General features: G+C 48.0%; 10 protein-coding genes and 1 tRNA gene. 8 read left to right on the top strand and 3 right to left on the bottom strand.

All coding sequences use genetic code 11. The features are described from left to right. Positions 1–119: 119 nt before the first annotated feature. A complete protein-coding gene (locus L4D79_RS18040; protein ID WP_428653074.1) occupies positions 120–1,169 on the top strand; it encodes a response regulator in 1,050 nt (349 codons plus the stop codon). A 111-nt stretch (positions 1,170–1,280) separates the two neighbouring features. On the opposite strand, the gene L4D79_RS18035 is transcribed toward L4D79_RS18040, so the two are convergent. Further along, positions 1,281–2,669: a peptide MFS transporter gene (locus tag L4D79_RS18035; protein WP_428652947.1), complete on the bottom strand. Its 1,389-nt coding sequence runs from the start codon at positions 2,667–2,669 to the stop codon at positions 1,281–1,283. Positions 2,670–3,086: 417 nt separating this feature from the next. On the opposite strand from L4D79_RS18035, the gene rfaH reads away from it, so the two are divergent. Both rfaH and galU read left to right on the top strand, forming a co-directional pair. Continuing rightward, the gene (gene rfaH, locus L4D79_RS18030) at positions 3,087–3,584 is read left to right on the top strand and encodes a transcription/translation regulatory transformer protein RfaH (protein WP_428652946.1); all 498 of its coding nucleotides are present in this window, start codon (positions 3,087–3,089) and stop codon (positions 3,582–3,584) included. A 77-nt stretch (positions 3,585–3,661) separates the two neighbouring features. Further along, positions 3,662–4,573: a UTP--glucose-1-phosphate uridylyltransferase GalU gene (gene galU / locus L4D79_RS18025; RefSeq protein WP_428652945.1), complete on the top strand. Its 912-nt coding sequence runs from the start codon at positions 3,662–3,664 to the stop codon at positions 4,571–4,573. A 91-nt stretch (positions 4,574–4,664) separates the two neighbouring features. Here the strand turns inward: galU and folD are convergent, their stop codons facing one another. After that, complete coding sequence (folD, locus tag L4D79_RS18020; RefSeq protein WP_428652944.1) at positions 4,665–5,522, bottom strand: bifunctional methylenetetrahydrofolate dehydrogenase/methenyltetrahydrofolate cyclohydrolase FolD; 858 nt, start codon at positions 5,520–5,522, stop codon at positions 4,665–4,667. A gap of 376 nt (positions 5,523–5,898) precedes the next feature. On the opposite strand from folD, the gene L4D79_RS18015 reads away from it, so the two are divergent. Beyond that, positions 5,899–5,975: transfer RNA gene (locus L4D79_RS18015), tRNA-Arg, on the top strand. Between the two features lie 25 nt (positions 5,976–6,000). Here L4D79_RS18015 and L4D79_RS18010 read toward each other — a convergent pair. After that, positions 6,001–6,165, bottom strand: a complete 165-nt coding sequence (locus L4D79_RS18010; protein WP_428652943.1) for a hypothetical protein — start codon at positions 6,163–6,165, stop codon at positions 6,001–6,003. 582 nt (positions 6,166–6,747) lie between these two features. Here L4D79_RS18010 and tig point away from each other — a divergent pair. The 4 genes from tig to lon all read left to right on the top strand — a co-directional run bounded on the left by tig (position 6,748) and on the right by lon (position 12,680). Then, the gene (gene tig, locus L4D79_RS18005; protein ID WP_428652942.1) at positions 6,748–8,052 is read left to right on the top strand and encodes a trigger factor; all 1,305 of its coding nucleotides are present in this window, start codon (positions 6,748–6,750) and stop codon (positions 8,050–8,052) included. A gap of 107 nt (positions 8,053–8,159) precedes the next feature. Continuing rightward, positions 8,160–8,783 carry an ATP-dependent Clp endopeptidase proteolytic subunit ClpP gene (clpP, locus tag L4D79_RS18000; protein ID WP_255043454.1) on the top strand — a complete coding sequence of 208 codons (624 nt, stop codon included), beginning with the start codon at positions 8,160–8,162 and terminating at the stop codon, positions 8,781–8,783. Between the two features lie 114 nt (positions 8,784–8,897). Further along, positions 8,898–10,178: an ATP-dependent protease ATP-binding subunit ClpX gene (gene clpX / locus L4D79_RS17995; protein WP_255043453.1), complete on the top strand. Its 1,281-nt coding sequence runs from the start codon at positions 8,898–8,900 to the stop codon at positions 10,176–10,178. 129 nt (positions 10,179–10,307) lie between these two features. Continuing rightward, positions 10,308–12,680, top strand: coding sequence for an endopeptidase La (lon, locus tag L4D79_RS17990; RefSeq protein ID WP_428652941.1), 2,373 nt, complete (start codon positions 10,308–10,310; stop codon positions 12,678–12,680). Positions 12,681–12,839: the final 159 nt, after the last annotated feature.

The raw sequence follows: 12,839 nt of genomic DNA, 5'->3' as shown, positions 1-12,839 counted from the left end.
CCTATGCTTTTGTTAGGTTAGTCAAGCCTGTGGTTAGCGTTGTCATGAGTACACATTCCCAGCAAGGCGGCACCCGAGGTGCCAAGCACCATTACCATTCTTCAGTCAGGGAGCAGGCTTTGCTTGAAGATAAAGACGTTCTGATCGTCGAAGATGATCCAGTATTTAGAACCATGCTTTCTGGCTTTCTTGTTAGCCAGGGTTGCCGAGTGCGTGAGGCGGAAAATGGTTTGGAGGGGCTTCAGGCATTGCGAGATGATATGCCTGACATTTTGCTATGTGATTTAGCCATGCCGATATTGACAGGGATGGAGTTTGTCGAGGAAGTTTCACTGCAATATCCAATGGTACCGATCATTGTTATCTCTGGTACCGGTAATATGTCAGACGTGGCGGCAGCCTTGCGCCATGGGGTGAAGGATTTTCTTATCAAGCCGCTTGATAACATTATGGTGCTTAAATCGGCGATTATGTCGGTACTCAAATCGGAAGATTCCGTCACGGAAAACCTTGGCTTTTCTAGCCAGTGGGTAAATATCGAAGAAGAAACAGTCGTTGATGAAGAGCTTGAGTGGCACATTGAGGAGCTTAAAGCGAACCCAAGGGCTGCTCGTGAGTTGCTGATAGGGTTGATGCCTGAAACACAGTCTTCACTCGGAGATTGGCAGTTAAATTATTGTATATTGCAGGCAACGGATGTTCAGCCTGTATTACTCGATTACACCTGGTTGATGGATGGCAGGTTGGCGTTTTACTTGGTCGACTCGGCGACGGGCGGCGATAACGGTACGGCGACAACTTTGTTGATCCGGGCTTTCTTCAACGATTATCTACGTACCCGTATGGGCGATCAAAATACTATCTCAGGACTCATTAAGCTAATTGAAAAGGGGATGTGCCATTCCGGTTATGCTTCTCCGATAAAGGCAATTTTTGGTATTTTTGATGTGACTGATAAAAGCTTGAACATTGCGTCTGCAGGTCTCTCAGCCCGGCTGCAAACCAGTGATGGGGAGCAAGTTGTAAAAGCCCAGCCATGGCTGGGAAATCAAGCGAGTAAGAATGATAGTGTGAGCCTCAAGCTTTCAGATTCAGGTGGGCGGTTGTCACTGAGTGAAACAGGTTCGGCCAGCTTTAGCTTAACCTTCAAGAGAAAAGCCAAAAACTAGGGGCTGTAAATAACGGTCATAAAAAAACGGAGAGCATTGGCTCTCCGTTTTTGTATGTTCACTTATTGTGATGTCGTTGCTGTTGCTAGAAAACAGCTTGTTGCGAAGAAATTACGCCTGTACTGGCTGAGGCTCTGCTTCTTCTTCAACCGCCTTACCTTCGGCACCGTGCATCCAGCGGATAAGCTGGTTAGAGCATAGCAGCAGAAGGACACCAGCAACGGTTGCAGCAATGGCAATACCGCTGAAGATAGCCATCGGGCCTGCTTCGCCAACGTGGGCACCGATAATACCGGCCACATAGTTAGCGATCGCATTGAAGCCGAACCACGCACCCATCATCAGAGAGGCAAGGCGTAGCGGAGCCAGTTTAGTTACCATTGATAGGCCGATTGGCGATAGGCATAACTCACCCAGAGTATGGAAGAAGTATGCAGCGACTAGCCAGAACATGGATGTCTTCACGGTGATATCGCCACCTTGTTGCATCACAGCACCCATCATGCAAACGAAGCCTGCAGCGAGGAAGAACAGACCCATGGCAAATTTAGCCGGGGAACTTGGTTCTTTAGGGCCCATTTTTACCCAGATTGACGCAATCAGTGGTGCAAGGGTGATCACGAAGAACGGGTTGAGTGACTGGAACCATGCCGCAGGTACTTCAAAGCTACCGATCATTCGGTCAGTGTACTGCTGCGAGAAGATATTCATCAGGCCACCGGCTTGCTCGAAGCCTGCCCAGAAAATGACGACGAACATACCCATGATCATAATGACCTTCAGGCGATCTTTTTCTTGCTTAGTCAGTGGTTCTTGTTTGCCTGACTTGTTCATCGCTGCCGCACGTTTTGCCGCTGGCTCTTTACCAATGTTGCCCAGTAGGCGCTCGGCAAAAATTAGCTGAGTGACTAGGCTGATCAACATACCGATACCCGCCGTTAGGAAGCCGGCTTTCCACCCGTAAGCGGCAGAGGCGGTACCTGCAATAATACCGGCTAGCAATGAGCCAAGGTTGATCCCCATGTAGAAGATAGTGAATGCACCGTCACGGCGGTTATCACCGTCTTGGTATAGATCGCCTACCATGGTTGAAATATTCGGCTTGAACAAACCGTTACCAATGATTAGTAAGCCTAGGCCGAGGTAAAAGGCTGTCACAGAATGTGGGTCGACCATGCTGTTTGGAAGGGCGAGGGTAAACTGGCCCAGGGCCATTAAGATGCCACCAATGATAATTGAACGGCGCTGGCCAAGGAAGTTATCGGCAATATAACCACCGATAAGCGGGGTGATATAAACCAAGCCAGTATAAATGCCATAAAGATTAAGGGCGTCTTGTGTCGACCAACCAAGACCACCATTGATGGTTTTGTCGGTGAGGTAAAGCACCAGAATGGCACGCATCGCATAGTAAGAAAAACGTTCCCACAGTTCAGTTCCAAACAGTAAGAACAAACCTTTAGGATGGCCTAACAACGTGCCACTATTCAGATTGCTCATAATTATTCTCTAAATTTAATTGATTTTGTGTTTGCTAATGTCGCCTCTTTTATAAATGACAAATTATTAAACTGCAAATCGTTACAAATTAAAAACAAAACAAAAACAATGTAACGTGTTGATTAGCAAGCATTTGTTTGCTATTTACTCAAAATTGAAATTTCAGATTTACCAGAAGTGGTGTGGAGAATGTGCTGATTTGTTAACTGTTATTGGTTGTTTATACTTATTTTGTGTGTTTTTTTGGTGTTTGATCTCACTATGGTTTTATATTAATGATTGTTACATATTTGGCTAGTTATGCACTTTAGCCCCAAAGCGCGGATAGATTGGCTTTGGTGGCAGGCAAAACATTGTCGGTGAGGGTGGCTTAGGTATAATTAACGAAGGCTAGAGGATTAACTGACTGAGATTGCTATGAAAGATTGGTACCTACTATATTGCAAGCGCAGTGAACAGGAACGTGCGGTGATCAATCTTGATCGTCAAGGGGTTGAGTGTTACTACCCTCAGGTAACGGTGGAGAAAATAGCCCGAGGAAAACGGGTTACCACTTTTGAACCTTTGTTCCCGAGCTATATGTTTGTCTATTTCGATCCAGAAGATATCAGCTATACCACTGTACGCTCTACTCGCGGAGTTGCTGACTTTATCCGCCAAGGGGCGAGGCCACAGACAGTGAACCCTGATCTCATCTATAGCTTGATGATAAATGAAGACTCTGAAGAACAACAAACAAAACTGTCAGATCTTCCTAAGCCGGGCGAGACACTCAAGCTGACACAGGGCCAGTTCAAAGGTATTGAGGCCATTTATCAAGAACCTGACGGTGAAAAGCGTTCATTCATGATGATTCAGCTGCTTGGTAAACCGGTGAAGGTCAGTGTCCAGAATGAAGACTTGGTGAAAAAGTGAACCACTCTTACTGCAAGGTTGGATTCGTTTGCAGTGAGTTTGTTATAGTGGCTTGAATAATTTAAATGGAAAATAATATGTCTACATCTTCCCCTGTACGTAAAGCGGTCATCCCTGTTGCTGGTTTGGGGACCCGAATGCTTCCGGCCACCAAGGCTATTCCAAAGGAAATGCTGCCGATTGTTGATAAGCCGTTGATTCAGTATGTGGTTAACGAATGTGTGGCGGCCGGCATCAAAGAGATTGTGTTGGTGACCCACTCATCGAAGAACTCTATTGAGAACCACTTTGATACCTCTTTCGAACTGGAAGCGACGCTTGAGAAACGTGTTAAGCGCCAGTTGCTGGAGGAAGTACAAAAGATTTGTCCGAAAGATGTCACGATTATGCATGTGCGTCAGGGTCAGGCGAAAGGTCTAGGCCATGCTGTGCTTTGTGCCCATCCTTTGGTTGGCGATGAGCCTTTTGCTGTCGTACTGCCAGATGTGATTTTGGATGAAGCTGCCAGTGACCTACGCCGCGAAAATATGGCAGCGATGGTCAATGCCTTTAATGATACCCAGATCAGCCAGGTGATGGTTGAGCCTGTACCTATGTCTGAGGTTTCCAGCTACGGCGTGGCTGACATCAGTGGTGCAGAGCTGAAACCGGGTGAAACGGCGGCGATGACCAAAGTTGTAGAGAAGCCTGCTCGCGAAGACGCACCATCTAACTTGGCTATTGTTGGCCGCTATGTGCTACCGGCTGAAATTTGGTCTCTATTGTCGCGTACGCCAGTGGGCGCAGGTGATGAAATCCAGTTGACTGACGCCATTGATATGTTGATGGAAGATCAGCAGGTGAATGCTTTCCATATGTCGGGCAAGAGCCACGACTGCGGCAGCAAGCTTGGTTATATGCAGGCATTTGTCGAATATGGCATGCGCCATGAATCTCTAGGTGAAGACTTTACGGCGTTTTTGAAAGAAAGGCTTGAGACCAAGGGCTAGAGGCCATAGGTAAAGTCATTTTCTTTAGCTAAAAGGGCCGGGTGTTGCAATCAACACCCGGCCCTTTTTCATTTCTAGAATCGCCAGATCTTTACTTATCGTGATACTGCTCGCAGGCGAGCAGGGTATTTTCAATCAAGGTCGCCACTGTCATTGGGCCAACGCCACCCGGTACAGGGGTGATATGGCGGGCGCGCTCACGGGCAATATCATATTCAACATCACCGGCTAGCTTGCCGCTGTCCAGGCGGTTGATACCAACATCAACCACTGTTGCCCCTTCTTTGATCCAATCGCCCGGAATAAAGTTAGGTTTACCCACCGCGACGACCAGAATATCAGCTTGGCGTACATGGCTTTCAAGATCTTGGGTAAAGCGATGACAAGTGGTGGTAGTAGCACCAGCAAGTAATAGTTCAAGCGTCATAGGGCGGCCGACAATATTGGACGCGCCAACAATCACCGCATGCTTACCACGAAGGGCGATATTATAGCGCTCAAGCAAGGTAATGATCCCTTTTGGAGTACACGAGCGCAGCTTGGGGATACGCTGGCATAGACGACCGACGTTATAGGGATGGAATCCATCGACGTCTTTTTCAGGATCGATTCTCTCAAGAATCTTGGTGGTATCAATGCCTGCAGGGAGAGGCAGCTGGACCAAGATACCATCGACTTCGTTGTCATTGTTTAACTCGTCGATGAGGGCGAGCAATTCGGTTTCAGTTGTCGTAGCAGGAAAGTCAAAGGACTTGGATACAAAACCCACCTCATCGCAGGCTTTACGTTTACTACCGACGTAAATTTGCGAGGCGGGATCCTGGCCGACCAAAACAACGGCTAATCCTGGTGCGCGAAGGCCGGCATCGAGGCGTGCTTTGACTCGGGCAGCAACTTCTTGACGAACTGTTTGCGAAATAAGTTTTCCATCAATGATTTGAGCGGCCATGTTTATCCTTTGGACTGAAATTGACTGAGCGTGAAGCGGGCAGCTTGGGTGATTGAATACACCCCCGAGAGAGCGTTATGAGTGCTGCCTAGTTGTTGTATTGTCGCAGAGAATGTTACGAAGATCTATAGCGCAAACGTTTGCGTGTGAGTTTTGTTTACGCTTTGGTAATGTTACTGCTTGAGTGTGGGTATTCTTAACCTGTACAGGTTTACCGGGAGTAATATTTAACAATGTATACCCCATAGCCTCTTATTATCCAATTTGTTCTATGTTTAGTCACTTAAACGCAAATACGGAGAAAATAGGGGAAAAGGCATTGACGTTCATGGTTGGAAACGTATAATTCCGTCCCGTAACCTAGCGTTACAATGATGCGCCCTTAGCTCAGCTGGATAGAGCACGTCCCTTCTAAGGATGTGGTCGTAGGTTCGAATCCTACAGGGCGTGCCATCTCCCCTTTATGTTATTGCTATCTCTAGCGAATCAATCGACCCGTATTAAATCCTGTCTTTCCCGTGCCTCCTTGGTGTTGCTTACTGCATCCTGCTATTTCGTTAAGCAGAAATTGTTTCAGTGCTTCTTTTTCTCGGTCGTTACTGGGTTGCCATGAGGCGATCACTGTTGCTTTATTCCTTTTCATTGTCTTTATCCTTATAGCTTACGCAATACTTCGCGTCATTCTCCTGGGGAATATTCAACAAGTATCTTAAAGTTTGAGCTGCTTATTTTTTGTGCAGCCTGTCGGCAATTTAGATTCTTTTAGCTTGTTTTTGACTTTGGCTATTGGCTATTTTCCTTCGGTCAACGTTATTCCTGCGGGCTAAATACACAAAACAATACGCATCAGCATGCATCGCGGTTAACTATTCACTGTAGTGAATTAGGTGGATGATATTTGTACGGTAAAAATTCGGCGTTTAGGCGGGAAAAGAGGCAGTTAAAACCGTGTACGGTCAAAAAAACGTAAAAGGAAACGTTTTTTTTGGGGTTTTCCCTTGTAAATGGAATTTTTGCCCCTATCTTGTGTGAAAGGTTTGATTGCGGTGCGGCCACTCTGTCTCGACGGCAGGGCTGAGGACCGTTATAATACCGCGCTTCACAGAATTAAGGCGTTATGGTTTGGCCGTGGTTGCTGGCCATAACACGAAAGGATGCCACCGTCAGTATGACTGATCGGCAACATCACTCAGAGAATACTGAGTAAGTTTTGAGGTTAAATAAAATGCAAGTTACCGTTGAAACCACTGAAGGTCTAGAACGCCATCTAACTATCACAGTTCCAGCTGCAAACATCGAAGACGCTGTTGCTGCTGAGCTGAAGAAAATTGCTAAGAATCGTCGTTTCGATGGTTTCCGCCCTGGTAAAGCACCGATGAAAATGGTTGCTCGTATGTTCGGCGCATCTGTTCGCCAGGACATCCTAGGTGAAGTGATGCAGCGTCACTACATCGAAGCGATCGTTAAAGAAAAGATTAACCCAGCAGGCGCACCAACTTTCACGCCTGTTGAGATCGCTGAAGGTAAAGACCTTGTATTCAAAGCGTCTTTCGAAATCTTCCCAGAAATCGAGCTAGCTGGCCTAGAAAACATCACTGTTGAAAAACCAGCAGTAGAAGTGAAAGACGAAGACGTTGACACTATGCTAGACACGCTTCGCAAGCAGCAGGCAACTTGGAGCGATGTTGAAGACGCTGCAGCTGCTGACAGCCGCGTAACTATCGATTTCACTGGTTCTATCGACGGTGAAGAATTCGAAGGCGGTAAAGCTGAAGGTTTCGCTCTTGCAATGGGCCAGGGTCGCATGATCCCAGGTTTCGAAGACGGTATCGTTGGTAAGAAAGCGGGCGAAGAGTTCTCTCTAGAAGTGACTTTCCCTGAAGATTACCACGCTGAAAACCTAAAAGGTAAAGCAGCGACTTTCGCTATCAAACTACACAAAGTTGAAGCTCAGGAACTACCAGAGCTGACTGAAGAGTTTGTTGCTAAGTTCGGCGTTGAAGACGGTTCTGTTGAAGGCCTGAAAGCTGAAGTTCGCAAGAACATGCAGCGCGAGCTGAAGCAAGCTGTTAAGAACCGTATCAAAGATCAGGTTCTAAATGGCCTAGTTGAGCAGAACGACATCACTGTTCCTGCTGCTCTTATCGATCAAGAAATCAACGTTCTACGCCAGCAGGCAACTCAGCGCTTCGGCGGTGATGCTGCTAATGCACCAGAGCTACCACGTGAGCTGTTCGAAGAGCAAGCGAAGCGTCGCGTAGTTGTTGGTCTACTTCTTGGTGAAGTGATCAAGTCTGAAGAGCTAAAAGCTGATGAAGAGCGTGTTAAAGCTATCATTGCTGAGATGGCATCTGCTTACGAAGATCCAACAGAAGTTGTTTCTTACTACGAGAAAAACGAGCAGATGATGAACAACATGCGCAACGTTGCTCTAGAAGAGCAAGCTATCGATGCGCTATTGGCTAAAGCTCAGGTTTCAGATAAAGAAGTTAGCTTCAACGATCTGATGAACCAGCAGCCAGCTGCATAATTTACTGAAATTACTGTAGGGATTTGACTTTACTTCAAATCTTCTGCTAACAATGGTCCGTGTGAGAGTAATTTCATTCGGGCCATTTATTTTAGGGAAATAACGTTATGAGCTACCAAGAAAAAAATGCCATGTCGCCAATTTTGGATGCGCTGGTTCCTATGGTGGTCGAGCAGACTTCTCGTGGTGAACGTTCCTACGACATCTATTCCCGACTATTGAAAGAGCGTGTGATCTTCCTGACCGGCCAGGTAGAAGATCATATGGCCAATCTAGTCGTTGCGCAGCTTCTGTTCCTTGAGTCTGAAAACCCTGACAAGGACATTTTCCTGTATATCAATTCACCGGGCGGCTCGGTTACTGCAGGGATGTCTATCTACGATACCATGCAGTTCATCAAGCCGAACGTCAGCACTGTTTGTATGGGTCAGGCATGCTCTATGGGCGCATTCCTGCTCGCTGGCGGCGCCAAAGGTAAGCGTTACTGCCTACCGAACTCCCGCGTGATGATCCACCAGCCACTCGGTGGCTTCCAGGGCCAGGCTTCTGATATCCAGATCCATGCCCAGGAAATCCTGACGATCAAACAGCGCTTGAACGGTTTGCTTGCAGAGCATACCGGCCAACCACTTGAAGTGGTTGAGCGTGATACCGATCGTGATAACTTTATGTCATCAGAGCAAGCTGTAGAGTACGGTTTGGTCGATGCAGTTTTGAGTCACCGAGATTAAGTTTTTTAGTCTCCGTGCAGCGACTTAGCCGTTTGCGCGGAGCAAAAAGACTTGAGTTGTTATACACTCAAAACAAAGGCAATGATGGGGTAAGACCCGAATAGAGGTTAGCGAATGACAGATAAGCGAAAAGAGAGTGGTAGTGGAAAACTGCTGTACTGCTCTTTCTGCGGCAAAAGTCAGCATGAAGTTCGCAAGCTGATTGCAGGCCCTTCTGTGTATATTTGCGATGAATGTGTTGACCTGTGCAACGACATCATTCGTGAAGAAATCAAAGAAGTAATGCCAAAGCGTGATGGCAATGAACTTCCGACACCACAGGAAATTCGTACAAACCTGGATGAATACGTTATTGGTCAGTCTCATGCGAAGAAAGTTCTCGCGGTAGCGGTATACAACCACTACAAGCGTCTTCGTAATGGCGATACCAATAGTGACGGTGTTGAGTTGGGCAAGAGTAACATCTTGTTGATCGGCCCAACCGGTAGCGGTAAGACGCTACTAGCAGAAACATTGGCACGCATGCTGGATGTACCGTTTACTATGGCGGATGCGACCACCCTGACCGAAGCCGGTTACGTGGGTGAGGATGTTGAAAACATCATCCAGAAGTTGCTGCAGAAATGTGATTACGATGTAGCCAAGGCCGAGCGCGGTATTGTTTACATCGATGAGATTGATAAAATCTCCCGTAAGTCCGACAACCCATCAATTACCCGTGATGTCTCGGGTGAAGGTGTTCAGCAAGCCTTGCTGAAGCTGATTGAAGGTACGGTTGCATCGGTTCCGCCGCAAGGTGGCCGCAAGCACCCACAGCAGGAATTCCTGCAAGTGGATACGTCAAAAATCCTGTTCATCTGTGGCGGTGCATTCGCCGGACTGGACAAGGTGGTTGATCAGCGTGTTGCAACCGGCACCGGTATCGGTTTCGGTGCGGATGTCCGCTCGAAAGATCAGTCTCGTACCTTGAGCGATCTCTTTGAGAAGGTGGAGCCTGAAGATTTGGTCAAATACGGCCTTATCCCAGAGTTCATCGGTCGTCTTCCGGTAACTGCTATCCTGAGCGAGTTGGATGAAGACGCGCTGGTACAAATCCTGCGTGAGCCGAAAAACGCCCTTACCAAGCAGTATGCAGCACTTCTTGAGCTTGAAAATGTTGAGCTTGAGTTCCGTGACGATGCCCTTGTTGCTATTGCCCGCAAGGCAATGGAGCGCAAGACGGGTGCGCGTGGTCTGCGCTCGATTGTTGAAGCGGTTCTGCTTGATACTATGTACGAGCTACCTTCAGCAGAGGGTGTGAGCAAGGTTGTTATCGATGAATCAGTAATTAAAGGTGAGTCTGAGCCTCTGCTGATTTACGAAAACACCGAAAGCCAAGCAGCTGGCGCTGAGTAATATCTGCCCGGAGCGATTAAAAAAAGGAGGCAATCGCCTCCTTTTTTATTTTCTGCTACATATCCCGTTGAATCTTGCGCCCATGCCCCCATATACTCATTAATAAGAGTGAACGGAAGAGAGAATAATATGAACCTGGAGCGTTCGGAACGCCTTGAGATCCCCGTTCTGCCACTGCGAGATGTGGTGGTCTACCCGCATATGGTCATTCCATTGTTTGTAGGCCGGGATAAATCTATTCGCTGCCTTGAAGCGGCGATGGATGATAACAAGCAGATTTTGTTGGTTGCCCAGAAAGAAGCGGCGACCGACGAACCTTCAATTACCGACCTATACGATGTCGGCACGGTTGCGACTATCCTACAGCTGCTCAAACTGCCTGACGGTACGGTGAAGGTGCTGGTTGAAGGTCAGCAGCGTGCTAAAGTCGAAAACCTGCGTGATGACGAGTTCTTCAGTGCCCAAGCCGAGTTCCTGGTTACCGAGGAAATGGATGAGCGCGAGCAGGAAGTGCTGGTTCGAACGGCAATCAACCAGTTCGAAGGGTTTATCAAGCTCAACAAGAAAATCCCGCCAGAGGTTCTGACCTCGCTGAATGGTATCGAAGAAGCTGCCCGTCTGGCTGATACGATTGCTGCCCATATGCCGCTTAAGCTGGCAGATAAGCAAAAAGTACTGGAAATCATCGATGTCGTAGAACGCCTAGAGTTCTTGATGGCGATGATGGAGTCTGAAATTGACCTGCTGCAGGTGGAGAAACGTATCCGCGGCCGCGTCAAAAAGCAGATGGAAAAGAGCCAGCGCGAGTACTACCTCAATGAGCAGATGAAGGCTATCCAGAAAGAGTTGGGTGAGCTGGATGATGCGCCGGATGAATTCGAGTCTTTGAAAAAGAAAATCGAAGAGTCGAAGATGCCGAAAGAGGCACGCGAGAAGACAGAGCAAGAGCTGCAGAAGCTTAAGATGATGTCGCCGATGTCTGCCGAGGCAACGGTTGTGCGTGGCTACATTGACTGGATGCTGAGCGTACCTTGGTTCAAGCGCTCCAAGGTGAAGAAGAATCTAGCCAAGGCCGAAGAAGTGCTGAATGCCGACCATTACGGCCTTGAGCGCGTCAAGGAGCGTATCCTTGAATACTTGGCAGTACAGAGCCGCATCAACAAGCTTAAAGGCCCTATCCTGTGTCTTGTCGGCCCTCCTGGTGTCGGTAAGACCTCTTTGGGTCAGTCTATTGCGGCCGCAACTGGGCGTAAATATACCCGTATGGCGCTGGGTGGCGTGCGTGACGAAGCGGAAATCCGTGGTCACCGTCGTACCTATATCGGTTCGATGCCGGGTAAGCTGATCCAGAAAATGTCCAAGGTTGAGGTTAAGAACCCACTGTTCCTGCTTGATGAAATCGACAAGATGTCGTCAGACATGCGTGGTGATCCGTCATCAGCATTGCTAGAAGTGTTGGATCCTGAGCAGAATAGTGCGTTTAATGACCACTACCTTGAAGTCGACTACGACCTTTCAGATGTGATGTTCGTAGCGACATCGAACTCGATGAACATCCCGGGCCCTTTGCTTGACCGTATGGAAGTGATTCGTCTGTCGGGCTACACCGAAGATGAGAAGCTGAATATTGCCAAGCGCCACTTGTTGGAGAAGCAGGTCCAGCGTAATGGCCTTAAGCCACACGAGATCGAAGTGGATGACTCCGCGCTGATTGGTATCATTCGTTACTATACCCGTGAAGCCGGTGTACGTAGCCTTGAGCGTGAAATCTCTAAACTGTGCCGCAAAGCCGTGAAAGAGATCCTGCTCAACCCAGAGACCAAGAAAGTCGTTATTACTCAGGCCAACCTGAAAGAATACTTGGGTGTGCAGCGCTTTGACTACGGTAAAGCCGAAGAGAACAACCGTATTGGCCAGGTTACCGGTTTGGCTTGGACCGAAGTGGGCGGCGATTTGCTAACCATTGAGACCGAGTCAATGCCAGGCAAAGGCAAGCTAGCCTATACCGGTTCACTGGGTGATGTGATGCAGGAATCGATTCAGGCGGCGATGACGGTTGTTCGTACCCGTGCTGAGCGTCTGGGTGTTGCGCCTGATTTTTATGAGAAGCGTGATATCCATGTGCATGTTCCAGAAGGGGCGACCCCGAAAGACGGCCCGAGTGCGGGTATTGCTATGTGCACGGCGCTGGTTTCTAGCCTGACAGGTAACCCAGTCCGCGGCGATGTCGCGATGACGGGTGAAATCACCCTGCGTGGTGAGGTTCTACCAATCGGTGGTCTGAAAGAGAAACTGCTTGCTGCTCACCGAGGTGGTATCAAAACGGTACTGATTCCGAAGGAAAATGAACGTGATCTGGAGGAAATTCCGGATAACGTGATTGCCGATCTGGAAGTGCGCCCAGTGCGTTGGATTGATGAAGTGCTAACCGTTGCACTGCAGAATAATCCAACGGGTATTGAGCTGGTAAACGCCCAAAACAGTGACCTGCAGCAAAGTTAAGATATGAAAAAACGCTTTCGAGGATAAAAACCTTGTCAGCGTTTTTTTGTGTGGCTATAAGTGAGTTCTAATTTGCCGTTAGCTCAATAAAATCAATGTCTACACGTGAACTTGTGTTCGGTGTTGATATAATGAAACTGATTCTTTTTGTCCGTGATG

Origin of the sequence: Photobacterium satsumensis, assembly GCF_050336935.1 — a bacterium.
Taxonomy (GTDB): domain Bacteria; phylum Pseudomonadota; class Gammaproteobacteria; order Enterobacterales; family Vibrionaceae; genus Photobacterium; species Photobacterium satsumensis.
Note: the sequence above shows the minus strand (reverse complement) of the source record. Positions and strands in the feature narration are given on the sequence as shown.

Bases quoted from the DNA above. Each gene is read 5' to 3' on its own strand.
- L4D79_RS18035 (WP_428652947.1), bottom strand. From the start codon at position 2,669: ATGAGCAATCTGAATAGTGGCACGTTGTTAGGCCATCCTAAAGGTTTG.
- rfaH (WP_428652946.1), top strand. From the start codon at position 3,087: ATGAAAGATTGGTACCTACTATATTGCAAGCGCAGTGAACAGGAACGT.
- tig (WP_428652942.1), top strand. From the start codon at position 6,748: ATGCAAGTTACCGTTGAAACCACTGAAGGTCTAGAACGCCATCTAACT.
- galU (WP_428652945.1), top strand. From the start codon at position 3,662: ATGTCTACATCTTCCCCTGTACGTAAAGCGGTCATCCCTGTTGCTGGT.
- folD (WP_428652944.1), bottom strand. From the start codon at position 5,522: ATGGCCGCTCAAATCATTGATGGAAAACTTATTTCGCAAACAGTTCGT.
- clpP (WP_255043454.1), top strand. From the start codon at position 8,160: ATGAGCTACCAAGAAAAAAATGCCATGTCGCCAATTTTGGATGCGCTG.
- L4D79_RS18010 (WP_428652943.1), bottom strand. From the start codon at position 6,165: ATGAAAAGGAATAAAGCAACAGTGATCGCCTCATGGCAACCCAGTAAC.
- clpX (WP_255043453.1), top strand. From the start codon at position 8,898: ATGACAGATAAGCGAAAAGAGAGTGGTAGTGGAAAACTGCTGTACTGC.
- lon (WP_428652941.1), top strand. From the start codon at position 10,308: ATGAACCTGGAGCGTTCGGAACGCCTTGAGATCCCCGTTCTGCCACTG.